Annotated in this window: 14 protein-coding genes and 1 tRNA gene; 14 read left to right on the top strand and 1 reads right to left on the bottom strand. The window is 37.6% G+C overall.

Translation table 11 applies throughout. From position 1 onward, the window contains the following. The first annotated feature begins 68 nt into the window (after positions 1–68). From murC to CYP43_RS02695, 7 genes are all read left to right on the top strand, one after another. Complete coding sequence (murC, locus tag CYP43_RS02665) at positions 69–1,376, top strand: UDP-N-acetylmuramate--L-alanine ligase (protein WP_084041740.1); 1,308 nt, start codon at positions 69–71, stop codon at positions 1,374–1,376. Then, on the top strand, positions 1,376–1,693 hold the full coding sequence (locus CYP43_RS02670) for a hypothetical protein (RefSeq protein ID WP_054196197.1): 318 nt from the start codon (positions 1,376–1,378) through the stop codon (positions 1,691–1,693). The genes murC and CYP43_RS02670 overlap by 1 nt, the downstream gene beginning before the upstream one ends. After that, complete coding sequence (locus tag CYP43_RS02675) at positions 1,687–2,031, top strand: hypothetical protein (protein WP_054196198.1); 345 nt, start codon at positions 1,687–1,689, stop codon at positions 2,029–2,031. The genes CYP43_RS02670 and CYP43_RS02675 overlap by 7 nt, the downstream gene beginning before the upstream one ends. Further along, positions 2,028–4,232, top strand: coding sequence for an endonuclease MutS2 (locus CYP43_RS02680; protein ID WP_103582401.1), 2,205 nt, complete (start codon positions 2,028–2,030; stop codon positions 4,230–4,232). Before CYP43_RS02675 ends, CYP43_RS02680 begins: the two co-directional genes overlap by 4 nt. A 75-nt stretch (positions 4,233–4,307) precedes the next feature. Then, positions 4,308–6,221, top strand: coding sequence for an EAL domain-containing protein (locus CYP43_RS02685; protein ID WP_103582402.1), 1,914 nt, complete (start codon positions 4,308–4,310; stop codon positions 6,219–6,221). A gap of 8 nt (positions 6,222–6,229) precedes the next feature. Continuing rightward, positions 6,230–7,318 carry a succinyl-diaminopimelate desuccinylase gene (gene dapE / locus CYP43_RS02690; protein ID WP_103582403.1) on the top strand — a complete coding sequence of 363 codons (1,089 nt, stop codon included), beginning with the start codon at positions 6,230–6,232 and terminating at the stop codon, positions 7,316–7,318. A 379-nt stretch (positions 7,319–7,697) separates the two neighbouring features. Next, positions 7,698–8,096, top strand: a complete 399-nt coding sequence (locus CYP43_RS02695; protein WP_258032145.1) for a DUF2809 domain-containing protein — start codon at positions 7,698–7,700, stop codon at positions 8,094–8,096. A 77-nt stretch (positions 8,097–8,173) separates the two neighbouring features. Here CYP43_RS02695 and polA read toward each other — a convergent pair whose 3' ends face one another. Beyond that, complete coding sequence (gene polA / locus CYP43_RS02700) at positions 8,174–10,810, bottom strand: DNA polymerase I (protein ID WP_103582404.1); 2,637 nt, start codon at positions 10,808–10,810, stop codon at positions 8,174–8,176. A 118-nt stretch (positions 10,811–10,928) separates the two neighbouring features. Here polA and CYP43_RS02705 point away from each other — a divergent pair, with 118 nt between their 5' ends. The 7 genes from CYP43_RS02705 to CYP43_RS02735 all read left to right on the top strand — a co-directional run bounded on the left by CYP43_RS02705 (position 10,929) and on the right by CYP43_RS02735 (position 16,831). After that, a complete protein-coding gene (locus CYP43_RS02705; protein WP_103582405.1) occupies positions 10,929–11,972 on the top strand; it encodes a glycosyltransferase family 4 protein in 1,044 nt (347 codons plus the stop codon). Then, on the top strand, positions 11,969–12,913 hold the full coding sequence (gene waaF, locus CYP43_RS02710; RefSeq protein WP_103582406.1) for a lipopolysaccharide heptosyltransferase II: 945 nt from the start codon (positions 11,969–11,971) through the stop codon (positions 12,911–12,913). The genes CYP43_RS02705 and waaF overlap by 4 nt, the downstream gene beginning before the upstream one ends. Before the next feature lie 138 nt (positions 12,914–13,051). Continuing rightward, positions 13,052–13,480 carry a TonB-system energizer ExbB gene (gene exbB / locus CYP43_RS02715; RefSeq protein WP_103582407.1) on the top strand — a complete coding sequence of 143 codons (429 nt, stop codon included), beginning with the start codon at positions 13,052–13,054 and terminating at the stop codon, positions 13,478–13,480. Beyond that, positions 13,467–13,850 (top strand): TonB system transport protein ExbD, encoded by a 384-nt coding sequence (gene exbD, locus CYP43_RS02720; protein WP_072593836.1) that lies wholly within the window; start codon positions 13,467–13,469, stop codon positions 13,848–13,850. Before exbB ends, exbD begins: the two co-directional genes overlap by 14 nt. Beyond that, complete coding sequence (locus CYP43_RS02725) at positions 13,825–14,577, top strand: energy transducer TonB (protein WP_103582408.1); 753 nt, start codon at positions 13,825–13,827, stop codon at positions 14,575–14,577. The genes exbD and CYP43_RS02725 overlap by 26 nt, the downstream gene beginning before the upstream one ends. 162 nt (positions 14,578–14,739) lie before the next feature. Beyond that, positions 14,740–14,815: transfer RNA gene (locus CYP43_RS02730), tRNA-Phe, on the top strand. Positions 14,816–15,163: 348 nt separating this feature from the next. Further along, the gene (locus CYP43_RS02735; RefSeq protein WP_103582409.1) at positions 15,164–16,831 is read left to right on the top strand and encodes an anaerobic C4-dicarboxylate transporter; all 1,668 of its coding nucleotides are present in this window, start codon (positions 15,164–15,166) and stop codon (positions 16,829–16,831) included. Positions 16,832–16,882 lie beyond the last annotated feature (51 nt).

Consider the following 16,882-nt stretch of genomic DNA (forward strand, 5'->3'; position numbering starts at 1 on the left):
AAATTTAGTAGTTTTTGTTAAAATCACGAAAAACTTAAGGATAAAATTTGCAAGAGTTAAACAACGAGATCAAAAAAGTCCATTTCATAGGTATCGGCGGCATCGGTATCTCAGCCATCGCTAGATTTTTACACGAAAAAGGCCACAAGATAAGCGGTAGTGATATCAAGGAGAGCAAAACTACGCTTGAGCTAAAAGATGAAGGTATCGAGGTCATCACGCCACACTGCAAAGAGGCGATAAAAGACCAAGACTTTGTGGTCTATTCAGCTGCGATAAAAGAGGATAATATCGAGCTAGTGGAGGCCAGACGAAAGGGCATAAAGTGCTTTTCAAGAAAAGAAATTTTGCCTTATGTGCTTGAGGATAAGTGCGTCTTTGCAGTAGCTGGCGCACACGGCAAGAGCACGACTTCAGCGATGCTAGCAAGCCTTATCGAGGGCTCAGTCATCATCGGCGCCATCTCAAAACAGTTTGGTTCAAATATGCGCTACGCCAAAAGCGATAACGTCGTATTTGAGGCTGATGAGAGCGATTCTAGCTTTCTAAACTCAAACCCATATTTAGCCATCGTCACCAATGCAGAGCCAGAGCACATGGAGCACTACGACTACGATCTAGCTAAATTTTACGCAGCTTACAAGGGCTTTTTGGAGCGTGCAAAGGTTAGAGTGATAAACGCTGAGGACGAGTTTTTGAGCACGCTTAAGCTTGATGCGATCAGGCTTTATCCAAGCAGTGATATCACAGAGCTAACGATGGTGGTAAGAGACTATCAGCCATACACTAGCTTCAACCTTAAAAATTTAGGCAAATTTGAAGCCTTTGGCATGGGCGAGCACATCGCTATAGACGCATCTTTGGCTATCCTTGCTGCGATGCACGAGACGCCGCTTAAAGACATTAGAGAAAATTTACTAAATTTTAAAGGGATCAAAAAGCGTTTTGACATCCTTAGCGCAAACAAAAATTTCGTCCTAATCGACGACTACGCGCATCATCCAACCGAGATAAAAGCGACGCTAAAATCAGTCTTTGAATACGCCAAAATTTTAGGTATAAACAGCGTCACAGCGATATTTCAGCCACACCGCTACACAAGACTTAGCACAAATTTACCTGGCTTTAAAGAGTGCTTTAAAGGCGTTGATGAGCTTGTCATATTGCCAGTTTATGCAGCTGGGGAAAATCCGATCGAAGTTGATATGAAGAGCGAGTTTAGCGAGTATAACCCGATCTTTACCGATAAGGTCGAAAGGGTTGAAGAGGGCATAGAATTTACAGATGAATTTGGCGTAAAAAACCGCCTGAGTGATGGCATCGTAGTTGGCTTTGGAGCGGGCGATATCAGCGTACAGCTAAGGGGCGGATATTAATGGATCTAAGCACTTTCAAGCTTCAAGATGAAAATGAAATTTTAAAAGAGATAAAAGAAAAAGAGCTTAGTGAAGAAGAAATTTCAAGCCTTATAAATTTAGGTAAAAAAGATATCTTGATCGCGCTTGCAAGGTCGCAAAAGCTAAGTAGCACTCAGATAAAAGAGATGCTGCCAAATGCCACGTATATGGCTGTTTGCTTGCTAGTTGAAAAACAAGATATCAGTGAGGTTAAGGCTGAAATTTTAGAAAAGATCGAGCCTCATTCTGAGCTTTACAAAGAACTCATCGCAAAATATAAGGGCGTAAAATGGTAAGAAATTTGATCCTAATCGCTGGCTTGATCGTACTTTTTGGAGCGATCTGGGCGATAAAAGATGAAAAGATCAGCAAAGGCATAAAAGCGCTCGTTAGCACGGTGCTTGTAGCGATCCTTATTTGCGTCTATTTTTACGAAGAGAATTTATCAAAGAACGAGGATGCCATCTCAAAGCTAGTTAGCGATTTTAAGCAGGGTAAAGTGCTAAAATGTGGCGAATATAACGTGAGCGCTGAGAAATTTAACTACGAATTTGGCACAGCGTCATTTTTAGCTAAAAGAGAATTTAGCGACCTCTCAGGCGTGATAGTGCCGATAAAAAGTTGTGAGCAATGACTGAAGAGATATTTTTAAAGCTTGATTTGGGCGAGTATTTAGAGAAATTTAACTCCTTTTTGGCAAGGCAAAAACCGCTATTTTTACAAGGTGACAGCAAAATCCACTTTGAAAACATTAGCGAGCTTTCAAAGTATGATTTTAAGGCGCCTGATGAGATAAAAGAGCTTGATGACGCGCTTATGAGACTTAGCAAGCAAGCAGTGCTTCACATCAGTGAAATTTACGAGTTTGCAAAGATCATTAAATATTTTTCATATCTAAAAAAGCAAAAATTTGAAGGCAGGCTTGGCGAGTGGATCGCTAAGGTTGAAATCCCTGAAGCGATGAGCCATATGGCAAACAGCTTTGATGAAAACGGCGAGTTTAGCGACAGCGTGGATGAGAGATTTCACGCGATAAAGCAGGCTTTTAGCGAGAAAAAACGCCAGATTGATGCTGAACTTAAAAAGCTCATCTACTCAAAGCACATCACGCCCTATCTAGTCGATACCCAGACGCACTACATCAACGCGCAAGAGGCACTTTTGGTGCGTGGCGGCTTTAATCACGCCCTAAAAGGCACCGTGATCGCTAGAAGCTCAGGCGGATACTTCTACGTCGCACCTGCAAGCACCGAGCGCCTAAAAAAGGAGCAAAGCGAGCTGCTTGATAGAAAAGAGGAGATCATTTTTGAGCACTGCAAGAAATTTAGCCTGCAGATGAGCAAGAGCCTGCTCTTTTTGAAATTTATAAATAACGCTTTTGATCAGTTTGACGCATACCAGGCTCGTGTAAATTTGGCTAGATCACGTGACTATGAGTTTGTTTTGCCAAACAGCTCACACGTTATCAAGCTTGAGAAATTTGCCCACCCAGCGCTTAAAAACCCAAAAAGCGTGAGTGTGGATTTTAGTAAAAAGGTGCTTTTAATAACCGGTGTAAATGCTGGCGGTAAATCGATGCTTTTAAAATCTATCATCTCAGCCACGCTGCTTGCAAAGTATCTGCTGCCTATGCGTATCGACGCAAACCGCTCAACGATCGGCTCTTTTAAAGAATTTGACGCGATCATAGAAGATCCGCAAAGTGTGAAAAACGACATCTCGACCTTTGCTGGCAGGATGGTGCACTTTGCAAGGCTTTTTACTAAAAAGTCAATCATTATCGGCATCGACGAGATCGAGCTTGGCACCGATTTTGAAGAGGCTGCGAGCTTGTATGGCGTCATGATAGAGCGCCTCATCACTCAAGATATCAAAATGATCATCACGACCCACCACAAGCGCCTTGCGATGTTGCTAGCTAAAAACCCCGAGGTTGAGCTAGTAGCGGCACTTTACGACGAGGCGGCCCAAAGGCCTAAATTTGAGTTTTTAAAAGGCACGATCGGCAAGTCTTACGCCTTTGAAACGGCGACAAGATACGGCATATCTCAAAATTTAGTGGCGCAGGCAAAGAAAATTTACGGCGAAGATAAGGAGAATTTAAACGAGATCATCACAAAGACGCTAAATTTACAAACCAAGCTTGATGAGGGGATAAAAGAGGTCACGGCAAAAGAGGAGCGGCTGGAGCGCTTGCTTGAGGAGCAAAAAGAGCTAAAAGAGAGAAATGAGATCAAGCTAAATGCGACTATTTCGCGATTAGAAAAAGAGTATTATGAAGCGATAAATGCGGCAAAAGCTGTTATAAATTTCAAGGACATTAAAGACAAGCAAAGAGCGCTAAACGTGGCAAATGAGAAAAAAGCTGCCATCGTTAAGCCTAAGAAAACTGAACGCGAGAGCCTAAAAGTAGGCGATAGAGTGAAGTATGAAAATATCAAAGGCACGGTTTTAAGCATCTCTAAAAACGATGCGATGATCGAGTCAAATGGCATAAATTTACGCGTGCCGCTCGAGCTTTTAAGAAAAAATGGCAACGAGGTAATCTTACCTAAAAAAGGTGGCGTGAGTTTAAGTGTCGATAAGCCAAAAATGGCCTCGCTCTCGATTGATCTGCACGGCATGAGAGCTGATGAGGCGATAGCAAAACTGGATAAATTTATCTCGGATAGTCTTGTTATGGGATTTGATGAGGTTAGCGTATTTCACGGCATTGGCACTGGCAAGCTCGCCTTTGCAGTTAAAAATTTCTTAAAAGAGCATCCAAGCGTTAAAGAATTTTTTGACGCACCGGCAAATCAAGGCGGATACGGTGCTAAAATAGTCAGACTTTAACTTTTTTCCAAAAGTTAAAATTTATTTTAAGGTTGATATAATCAGTGCAATTACACAAAACAAGGGAAGTAACTTTTGAGTAACAAGGACGAGCAAACGGGTAAAAATCTAAACATCACTAAAACGATTATAGGTTTAGTGTTTGTTTTGGGAAGTATTTTTTTAGTCGAAAACCTGGCAGTTTTTTATTTTAAATTTAATAATGCTTCTGCTGAAAATGGCTTTAATCTTCGAAAGAAAGTTGATTATTTGACATATCAATATGTTGATTATTTCAAAAATGTCAGCAAATATGATGTCGCAAATTTCCAATCTTACATTAACGATAGTGCTATGGGCGATGTTCTTTTATTAAAGGATGATAATAAAAATGGATACAAGGTCGTAGCGTCTTCAGATAAAAGAATAATAAATCAAGAATTTAACGACAAAAGCTGTGGAAATATTTTTGTTCATAATTTCCAAAAAGATTATTTTTGGGCAAAAATTTTGCCAGAAAATGCTGCTCAAGTTTGTATGTTTGTGCCGGTTGGAGAGTATATATTGGGCTTTAAAGGAAAGGTCGATCAACGTATTACTGGTACGCATGATGAGTACTTTTTTGAGTGGCTTTTAAACAATATGGCTTTAACATTCATCTTAAGCCTTGTTGGCGCAATAGTTGCTTTGTCTACTTGTATATGGTACGCGGTTAAATATATAAAAGAAAAAAATAACTATAATGAATTAAAAACAGATGCTAAAAAGCAGATAGAAGAGCTTGGAGAAAAGCTTTATATCGATCCAATGACTGGACTTTTAAATAAAACAGCATTGGTGCGTGATATTAATAGCTATGAAAATCCTAAAGTAGTGCTTATAGATATTGACGATTTTGGCAAGATGAATGACTTTTACGGTAAATTTGCATGTGATCAGATTTTGGTCAAGATGGCTGATTTGATCAGTGAATTTGCCAAAGATGAGAATATGAAGGCTTACTGTATAGAAGCAGATAGGTTTGCTCTGGTAGAAGATAGCGATAGCTTTATCGATAGATATGAAGATATGGTTGAAGATTTGATAGAAATTTTTAAAGGCCGTATGCTAAGTATAGTCGATGAAGATGGTAGAGAGATAGAAGGTATCGAGATACATAGTACAATAGGCTTTGCTCTTGATAGTGACCAAACACTAAGAAAAGCAACAATAGCATTAAAAACAGCAAAAGAGCAAGATAAAGACTATGTTTGTTATTTTAAAGGGCTAAATCAAAAAGAGGAATACGCAACTCAAATAGAACGCTCTAAACTGATACAATACGCCACTATAAATAACAATATTGTTCCTTATTTTCAGCCGATAGTTAATGATCAAAAGGTACCTGTAAAATACGAATGCTTGATAAGACTTTTAGATAGAGGCGATGTTATATCACCAAATGTCTTTTTGGATATCTCAAAGCGCATTAAGCGTTATGCTGATCTTGAGAAACAACTCATTAAAAAGTGTTTTAAGCAGCTTGTAGAGGATAAGAATTTAGTACTTTCTATAAATTTAAGCAGTAGAGATATGATCGATGGTGATGTTAGCTCACTTGTTTTAAATTTATTAAATAAACACAATATTGCTGGTAGAGTGGTGTTTGAGATCGTTGAAGATGAAGAGCTTAAAAATTTAGAGAGAGTTTCAAATTTTATTGAGCGTGTAAAAAGCATGGGCGCAAAGATCGCTATCGATGATTTTGGCTCAGGATATTCAAATTTTTCTTACATCATAAAGATCAAGCCTGACTACGTGAAGATCGATGGCTCTATTATAAAAGATATAGACATAAATAAAGATTCACACTCTATCGCGAGTGCGATTGTAGCATTTGCAAAAGACCTTGGTATAAAAACTATTGCTGAATATGTACATTCAAAAGAGATATTTGAAATCTGTAAAGAGATCGGCGTAGATGAGTTCCAGGGCTTTTATTTTGGTGCACCAGAGCGTGCTGGCTCATAAGGTACTTAGTGGTAATTAGCTTTTTAAAAGAGCTTTTAAGCTTTCGCTCTATCACGCCTAATGATGCTGGAAGCTTAGAATTTATCGCTAAATTTTTGCCTGATTTTGAGGCGAAATTTATAGAAAAAAATGGTACCAAAAATCTCATACTTTCTAAAATTTATGGAGACGGCGAGCATCTAGCTTTTGCAGGGCATGTTGATGTCGTGCCTCCAGGTGAGGGCTGGGATAGCGGGCCATTTACTCCACTAGAAAAAGATCGCTATATCTACGCAAGAGGCGCACAGGATATGAAAAGTGGCGTGGCTGCTTTTGTTTACGCTGCTAAAGATGCGAAATTTGATGGCAAGCTAAGCCTCATCTTAACAAGCGACGAAGAGGGCGATGGCACATATGGCACGCCTTTAGCACTTGAATATTTACGCGAAATAAATGATTTGCCAAAATTTTGCGTAGTGGCTGAGCCAACTTGCGATAAAGAATTTGGCGATAGCATAAAAGTTGGCAGACGTGGCTCAATAAATGGCAAGATCGTGATAAAGGGCGTTCAAGGGCACGTGGCATATCCTGAAAAGTGTGTAAATCCGGTAAATTTGATAGCTCCACTTTTAAATAAAATAGCTGATCACGATATGGACGCTGGGAGCGAGTTTTTTAGTCCAAGCAAGATCGTGGTAACTGATATCAGAGGCGGCATGCAAGTTTGCAACGTCACGCCAAGCGAGCTTAGCATAATGTTTAATGTGAGAAACTCAAATTTAACTGACATAAATGATGTTGAGAGCTATCTTAGAGAGGTCTTAAAAGCGCTTGATTACGAGCTTAGCATAAAACAAAGCTCAAAGAGATTTTTAACAAATAAAGATAGTAAAATCGTAAAAAATTTAATGGCCTCTGTCGCAAAAATTACCGGTGTCACACCGGTTCTAAATACAAAGGGTGGCACGAGCGATGCAAGGCACTTTGCTGAATTTGGTGTAGATGCGATAGAATTTGGTGTCATAAACGACCGCATACACGCCAAAAACGAGCGAGTTAGTGTTGATGAGGTAAATAAACTTTATGAAATTTTTAAAGATTTGATAGAAAAATTTTAATCCATAAATTTCATTATCCTTAAACCAAAAAGCTATTAAGTGCCTAAAAAATATTTTCAAAAGCTATTTTGATTGATATTTTTGTCAAAGAATTTTAAAAATAAGAAATTTTCTTTATTTGGCAATATTGCTATTATCTGTTACAATTCATAAAATAGCCGGGTTTTGGCCATTTCAAGTAAAACCTAATGGAATGCCCTTTTTAACGAGCATAAGGCAGAAGTTATAAATACGTTTGTGGATGAGAAATATATCCAGCACAATCCTGGCTTTAAAGATGGTATGGATATCATTTCTAATTTGTAAAAAAGTAAAATTTCAAATAAATAAAAAAATGCAAGTAAAACGAAAAATATACAAATCTTTTCAATACGAGAAAATGAGACATAGCTTGCGAGCTAGATTGTTCTTTTTGCTCGTAGCAATCGTGATTTTGGCAATCGAAATTTTTATCGCAGTTTTTGTCAAAGGTGGCTTCGTGCGCCATTATTTGGGTGATGTGCTAGTTACGGTGATGCTTTACGCATTTGGACGAGCCGTGTTTAAAATTGCACCAAAAATTTTAGCATTTGAAATATTTGCTTTCTCGCTATTTATAGAAATTCTACAATACTTTAAAGTGCTTGAAATTTTAGATATTCATAATTTAATAATACGCATAGTCTTTGGCGGAACATTTGACGTTAGCGACATCGTATGTTACGCATTGGGCTGCTTACTGGCTTATTTGATTGATGTCATTTGCTTTCTGCAAAAGTATAAAAGTCCAAAGATATAGTGATAAACTACAACTTTATTTTTTTAAGTATAAAGAAGGAGCTAATCATCTTAAAAGCTCCAGCAAAATTTATCTATTTATTTTAGCTCACCCCAGTTTTTAGCGATATTTAGCGATGTTTTAAGTGGCACATTTAGCGTGTAAATTTCCTCCATTGTCTTTTGTGTTGCTCTGCCAAATTCCTGCGCAAACTTATCCTTTACTTCAAAGATCAGCTCATCGTGGATTTGAAGCAACATTTTTGCATTTTCATCTAAATTTGCTCTAACTTTTACCATCGCCATCTTGACAAGATCTGCCGCAGAGCCTTGAAAGACCGTATTTACCGCTTCACGTTCAAACATCGCTATTTGCATAGGTGTAGCACTTTTAAAGTCAAAGTAGCGCCTTCTGCCAAGTAGCGTCTGCACAAATCCGTCGTTTTTAGCTGAAATTTTTATCCCCTCTAAAAACTCTTTGATTGTCTCAAACGCCTTAAAATAGCGCTCTATATACTCTTTCGCCTCGGCTCTTGTGATATTTACTTGATTTGCTAGCTTGCTTGAGCCCATGCCGTAAATGAGGCCAAAATTTATACTTTTTGCCACGGCTCTATTTTGCCCATCGCTACTACCAAATATGCTAATAGCCGTCCTTGCGTGGATATCCTCGTCATTTTTAAACGCCTCAAGAAGCGCAGGATCACGGCTAAAGTGAGCTAGCAGTCTAAGCTCGATCTGGCTGTAGTCAAGCCCCACAAAACTATACCCATTGCGTGCCTCAAAGCACTCTCTGACGTCCTTTGCGAGGCTGCCACGAGCTGGAATGTTTTGTAAATTTGGATTTTTACTTGAAAGCCTACCAGTACTCGTGCCAGTTTGCAAAAAGCTTGTGTAAATTCGTGAGCCCTCATCCTTTTTTGCAAGCGCTAAAAGTGGCTCGCAGTAAGTGCTTTGTAGTTTATATAGCTCGCGGTAAGCTAAAATTTTCTCAATCACTGGGTGGGCGTCTATGAGCTCAGCGAGCACGCTTTCATCGGTGCTATATCCTGTTTTTGTCTTCTTTTTGGTTGGAAGCTTCAAGTGCTCAAAAAGTATGACACCAAGCTGTTTTACTGAGTTTATGTTGAAATTTTCGCCGCTTAGCTCGTAAATTTCACTTGTTAGTGCCTTTAGTTTGGTGTCGTTTTCAAGGATGAGCTTTTGCATTTTGGCTTCATTTATCTTGATGCCGTTTTGCTCCATGTCAAAGAGCGTGAGGATAAAAGGAAACTCGTGCGTATCGGCAAGGGCTAGTAAATTTTTATCAAGCGTGTTTAAAAAAGTTTTATAAAATTTAAGCGTTATCCAAGCATCCTCGCTCGCGTATTTGGCGGCATTTTCTAGCGGTACATCGCCAAAAGTTTGCCCCTTTTTGACCATATCTTCAAATTTTATCGTGTCGTAGTCATAAAGTCTCTTTGCCAGTGCGTCCATGCCGACACTCGAGTTTGGATCGCTAAGCCAAGCAAGGATCATCGTGTCTTTAAAATTTGCTGGAGGATTTAGACCTAGGTTATTTTTAACTATCTCAAAGTCGTACTTCAAATTTTGTCCGATCACGCAACCTTTGTAAATTTGACCTATCGCCCAAGTGGCAAATTTTAGGCTGATTTGCTGTGGCACACCGAGGTAGTTGTGAGCTATCGGCACGTAGTAGGCGTCCTCGTCGTTAAAGCAAAAGCTAAAGCCAACGATCTTTGCGCTCCTGCTATCAACGCCTGTGGTCTCGGTGTCAAAGGCGACGATAGTTTCAGGCGTGATGTCAGTAAGTAGCTTTTCAATATTTGCTTTATCAAGTAGTAAATTTGCTCTAAAGCCAAGCTTAAATTCAGCATTTTCCTCTTTTTGCAAGCTCTTAAGAAGCCTATTTAGATCATACTCTTTTAAAATTTCTGAGATATTTATCAAAGGATTTTGCTCTGGAAATTTCGAGTGCTCAAGATCAAATGAGCTAACTGCATCGTCAAATAGCGTGGCTAGCTTTTTGCTCAAAAATGCTTCGTCTTTTGCAGCAGCAAGCATATTTTTAGTGCGCTCATTTCTAAGAAGGGCTAAATTTTCATAAATTCCATCTAAGCTCCCATACTCAGCCAAAAGCTTCTTGGCCCCAACTGCGCCGATGCCTTTGACACCTGGGATGTTGTCCGAGCTATCGCCTGCGATCGCTAAGAAATCCCTTACTTGAGCCGGATAAACTCCATACTTTTCAAAGCAGCTTGCACTATCATGATCGATCTTGCTTTGTGGGCTGTAGATGCTCACTTTACCGTCTTCTATGAGCTGGTAGAGGTCTTTATCATGGGTGACTATTCGCACAAATATATCTTTGTCTTTACAAAATTTAACCGCACTTGCGATGATGTCATCGGCCTCATAGCCCTCGCGGCTAAGGCTGTAAAGCCCCATTTTTTCTATCATATCTATGCAAACTGGAAGCTGTTCTTTTAGCTGAGCTGGAGGCTCGCTCCTGTTTGCTTTGTAATCACCTAAAATTTCGTGACGTAAGGTCTTGCCTTTGCTATCAAGTGCGAAGATGAGATAGTCACTTTGGTATTCATCTTTAAGGCTTGCTATAAAATTTGCAAAGCCACTTATCATACCGCTTGGCTTACCCTCACGGTTTTTAAGTCCGCTCATGGCGTAGTAGAGCCTAAAAAAGAAACCAAAAGTGTCAATAATCGTAAGTGTTTTCATTTTTATCCTTTGTGTAATTTTATGAAATTTAGGCAAAAAATAGGCTGATTTATAAAAATTTTTGATATTATGGCGGACATTACAAATAAAAAATCACAAAAATAAAAAGCTTAAGGTCATGAAAAAAATAGTTTTTTTACGTATCAATCCAAATGCAGTCGGTGGTGCCGAACGCTATTTAAGAAGGCTTACAAAAGCCCTAAAAGACGTAGGTATAGACACATCTATACGCTCATATTTAGGAGAGGCTAGGATCTCGTCATGGAAAAAGGCTTTGAGATTTAACGCACAGGTAAAACGCCAGAAACAAAGCGATGAGGTATATTTTAGCTTGGAGCGAGTGAGTTGCGCAGATATTTATAGAGCAGGGGACGGAGTGCATAAAATTTATCGTGCCACAAAGCCATTTTGGTGGGTTAATCCTCTAAATTTTGTCTATCCATATCTAGAAAAACGCTGCTTTAAAAATTCTAAAAAGATAATCGCAAACTCAAACTACATAAGAGAGCAAATAATTTCAGCTTACGGTATCGATGAGTCGAAGATTGTCACCATTTACAACGGTATAAATTTGCCACAAAAAGTGGAAAAGGGAGAAGCAAAACTTAGCGTATGCGAAGAATTTGGACTTGATTACAATTTACCAATTGTGCTTTTTGTCGGAAATGGCTTTAAAAGAAAAGGCGCAAAGGACTTTTTGCTTCTTGTCTCAAAACTAAAAACGTCAGTAAATGCGCTAATAGTAGGCAAAGATAAAAATTTAAATTCATATAAGAAGCTAGCAAAAAAGCTAAAGATAAAGGCATTTTTTACAGGTGAGCAAAAAATGACTGCAAAATTTTATGAAGCAAGCGATATTTTTATATTTCCAACACACTATGAGCCATTTTCAAATGTCGTTCTAGAGGCGCTTAGCTTTAAAAATATTGTCTTTACAACGGCTCAAAATGGAGCAGCTGAAATTTTAGAAAATCGTTTTGTTATGCGTGAACCAAATGATGAAAGTATACTGGAGCTAGTGGAGCAGGTGCTTAATGATAATGACATGATGAGAGAGCTGCAAGAGAAGTCATTTTTACTTTCACAAAAATTTAGTATAGAAGAAAATGCAAGCAAAACTCTTGAAATCATAAACGAAGTGCTAAATTTGGAGCAAAAGTGAGAGTGTTTATAGAGCTTCCAACTTGGCTTGGTGATGCCGTGATGGCGAGCGGGGCGATAGAAAATTTAAGTAAAAATGCTAAAAATATTGTATTTTTTGGCTCTTACGTGGCCTGTGAGCTTTATAAATCACATCCAAAGTGCGAAAAAGTAGTCATTGACGATAGTAAAAAGCAAAACTCAAGATATTTAAGTCTTATAAAAACGGCCAGCAAGCTTGGAAAATTTGATATCGCTATTAGCTTTAGAAGCTCATTTGCTAGTAAATTTTTGCTATTTTTTCTAAAAGCAACACAAAAATTTTGCTTTAAAAAGAGTAGCGAGAGTTTGCATCAGGTGCAAAAATATCTAAATTTCATAAAGCAAAGCCTGAATTTAAAAGAAATTTCAAACGAACTAAAAATTTATTATGAAGCCAAAAAAAGTGAGCAAAAGCTCCTCGTGCTAAATCCAGGTGCTAGCTACGGAAGTGCCAAAAGGTGGTATCCGCACTATTTTGCAGAGGTTGCGCTGCACTTTAAAGATGAATTTTATGTAAAGATCACTGGCTCAAAAGCTGAGCTTGAGATATGCAATGAAATCGAGCAAATACTCTTACAAAATGGTATGAAATGTGAAAATTTGGCCGGAAAAACAAGCATAAAAGAGCTTTGCGAGGTCATAGGTTCTATAAAAAATGGCATTTTTTTGACAAACGATAGTGGTCCTATGCATATCGCAGCTGCCTATAAAGTGCCACTTGTGGCTCTTTTTGGACCGACTAAATTTAAAGAGACTAGCCCATGGCAAGATGAGAGTGCAAAGATAGTGCATTTAGATTTAGATTGTATGCCATGCATGAAGCGAGTATGTCCTATAAAAACACATGCCTGTATGAAGGAGCTTACGCCAAAAATGGTTATTGCTGAAATAGAACTATTAAGAAAAAAATTAAATTTTTGAAATTCTAAAAATATTAAATATATACATACAAAATTAAAAATTTTAGTTTTTATTTGATTACATTTTTACCAAACATTTGACATTGGTTATCAATATAGTTATAATCACGCAAAAATTTTTACTAAGTAAGAAGGTATTATGGAGCTAATTAAACATCACATTGATCACGTAATTATTGCAATTTTAGGCATTATGAGTTTTTTTGTACTTTGGTATACGATTGAGCGTATTATTTTTTATTCACGCATTGATATAAAAGGCTACAAAAGTATCGAATCGCTTGAAGAAGCACTAACCAAAAATTTAACCACACTTTACATTATCTACTCAAATGCACCATATATAGGACTTCTTGGTACAGTTGCTGGAATTATGATCACATTTTATGATATGGGTATGGCAGGCGGAATCGATACTAAAAGCATAATGGTCGGTCTCTCTCTTGCGCTAAAAGCAACTGCTTTTGGACTACTTGTGGCGATACCGACTTTGATGATTTACAATGGTTTTGTCAGAAAAGTAGATGTAATGCTAAATAGATACAAGGCTGAAAATGCGTCTAAATAAAAAAGATGGGTTAAATATTGTCCCATTTATTGATATTATGCTTGTTTTACTCGCCATCGTGCTTAGTATTTCGACTTTTATTGCTCAAGGCAAGATAGCTATTGATCTTCCAAGTGCAAACAGTGCCGAGCAAAGTAAAGAAGACGATAAAAAGGTAAGCGTAGTAATTGATAAGGATAATAAATTTTTTATAGATGATGTAGAAATTTCTGAGAACGAACTCAAAGATAAGCTAAATGCGGTTGATATAAAGACATTGATCGAACTAAAAAGCGATAAAAATTCGAAATTTGATAGCTTTGTCAAAGTAATTGATATATTAAAAGAGAAGGGCCACGAAAATTTTGCAATCCAAACAATCTCTGAATAAAATTTCAAATTACAGCGGCTTAGCTGTTTCGCTTGTAGTGCATGGAGCAGCAGTATATTTTTTGCTTTCACATAATTTTGATGAGATAAAAATAGGTGAGCAAAAACCGATAAAAATAGCTCTTAATTCATTTACTCCAGTGCCACAAGTCTCAGCACCTCAAATAGCGGAGCAAATGCTTATACCAGAGCCAACTCCACCAGCTCCACCGCCACCACCAGAGCCACCAAAACCTGAACCTAAAAAGGTGGAGAAACCAAAGCGTGAAATAAAAAAGGTAGAGCCTAAAAAAGAGAAAAAAATAGAGCCCAAGCCTGAACCGGTAATTGCTCAGCCAGTGCAGCCTATTGTACCGCCAGCTAGTGTAAATACAAATTTACCAGCCAATAACAAGTCTATCGCTGCAGCTCCAGTTCAAAATGTAACACCTGAGCTAAATTTATCAAATTCGCAAGGTGATGAAGATTTTACGAAGGTTATAATCGCAGTTAAGAGGCATAAAAGTTACCCAAATAATGCTAGACGTATGAAACATCAAGGAGTTGTAGAAGTTAGGTTTTTACTTAAGCAAGACGGCAGCATAGATGAACTTAAAGTTAGTAAAAGCTCTGGTTTTGAGTCGCTTGATAATGGTGCTTTAGAAAATATTCAAAGAGCAAGTTCTGAGTTTCCAAAGCCTAAACAAGATCGTTATCTGCGCTTTCCTATTTCATATACATTAAAATAAATTACAAGCTTATTTAAGCTTGTAATTTATTATCTGTTTTTTAGAATTTCTTTTATATTTCAAGTCAAAATAGAAAAACATAGCTTATTTTATTTAAAAAAGTGTGTATTTTAAACTTGCTTTAAATATTAAACATGTATAATCTGACTTTCTTTAACGAGTGGTTGGATAGCTCAGTCGGTAGAGCAGCAGACTGAAAATCTGCGTGTCGGCAGTTCGATTCTGCCTCTAACCACCATTACCTTTCTTTAAACATCAATCCTTTTTCTCTTAGTTCTATTAAATTTCACATTTACAAGGCTTTTATGCTATTTTTCTAGGTTATTTATAAAATTTAAATAAATTTTTACTATTAATAAATTTAAAAATATAACAATGCTATTTTTATCTTATATATTCTAAGTCAAATAAAATTTTTAAGATCAAATAAAAATTTCGTAAAAGACAATCTTGTAAAAATTTATCCCAAATAAGCTTTTTTAATCAAAATGTTATATTTGTATCAAATCATCCTTAAAATATAAGTTTAATCTAAATCCATAAGAGATATAATCTTGATTAAATTTATATTAACTTAGGAGGTTTCATGGATTTTCTCATGAATTTAAGTGAAGGCATGCAGTTTGCTATCCAGCTTCTCATCGTCCTTATCTGTTTGTTCTACGGAGCTAAAAAAGGCGGTATCGCACTTGGCATGCTAGGTGGTATCGGTCTTATAGTTCTTGTTTTTGGATTTAACATTGAGCCTGGTAAGCCAGCAATTGATGTTATGCTAACTATCCTTGCTGTTGTTGTAGCAAGTGCTACGCTTCAAGCCAGTGGTGGCCTTGATGTTATGCTTCAAATAGCAGAAACCATACTTAGAAAAAATCCAAAATATGTAAGTATTTTGGCTCCTTTTGTAACATGTACGCTTACTATTTTATGCGGCACTGGACACGTTGTTTATACCGTGCTTCCTATCGTTTATGATATCGCTATCAAAAATGGCATCCGCCCAGAGCGACCAATGGCCGCAAGCTCTATTGCTTCACAAATGGGTATCATCGCTAGCCCAGTTTCAGTTGCTGTTGTAACCCTTACAAGCTTTCTTATTAATGCTAAAACTCACCTAGCTGGCTTTGATGGGTATTTAGATCTTTTAAAGATTACGATTCCATCAACATTTTGCGGTGTTTTAGCGGTAGGAATTTTTAGCTGGTTTAGAGGCAAAGATCTTGATAAAGACGAAGTCTTTCAAGCAAAGCTTCAAGATCCTGAGTTTAAAAAATATGTTTATGGCGATAGTGCGACACTTTTAGGCAAAAAGCTTCCTGGCTATCAATGGGCTGCAATGTGGATATTCTTAGGCTCTATCCTTGTAGTTGCGCTTCTTGGATATTTTAAAGATCTTCGTCCAAGCTGGACTACTTACAAAGATGCAACAGTCGTTCAAGTAATAGCCAACCTCCCAACTGAGCAAAAAGTCTTAAAAACCTTAAAAATAAAAGACGCTAGCATCCAAACAGAGGCGGCTGAGTTAAAAGTAGCAAACGATAAGCTAAATGCTAATCAAAAAGCTCAATCAGTCAAAATCATCGGCAAAGACACAAATCAAACTCTTACTCGCACAGCTGATGGTGCAGTAACATATATAAATGAAAAAGGTGCTAAAGAAGAATTCCAAGGTGCTTACATTAATATAAGCAACAAACAAGCATCTTCAAAGAGCCTAAGTATGGTTCATGTCATCCAAATTTTCATGCTTTTAACTGGCGCTATCATTTTAATCTTTACACCAACAGATGCTAGCAAGATCGGTAAAAACGAGATATTTAGATCAGGTATGATTGCTCTTGTTGCAGTATTTGGTATCTCTTGGATGGCTGAGACTATGTTTGCAGTACACACTCCGATGATGAAAGAGGCGCTAGGAAGCATCGTAAAAGAGCACCCTTGGACTTATGCGGTTATGCTTTTGATTATCTCAAAATTTGTAAATTCTCAAGCTGCAGCTTTGGTTGCATTTGTGCCACTAGCTTTAAATATCGATGTTAATCCTGCTATCATTCTAGCCTTTGCGCCAGCTTGCTACGGATACTACATCCTACCAACATATCCAAGCGACCTTGCGGCTATTCAGTTTGATAGAAGCGGTACGACACATATTGGTAAATTTGTTATCAATCACAGCTTTATCATTCCGGGTCTTATTGGCGTTATATCCTCTTGTATATTTGGCTATATTTTTGCAACTGCTTTTGGATATCTATAATAGATAAATTCTCTTGCTGCTAGTAACTTCTAGCAGCAAGAGTAGAATTTA

The organism is Campylobacter concisus, from assembly GCF_002913045.1.
Classification (GTDB): domain Bacteria; phylum Campylobacterota; class Campylobacteria; order Campylobacterales; family Campylobacteraceae; genus Campylobacter_A; species Campylobacter_A concisus_AP.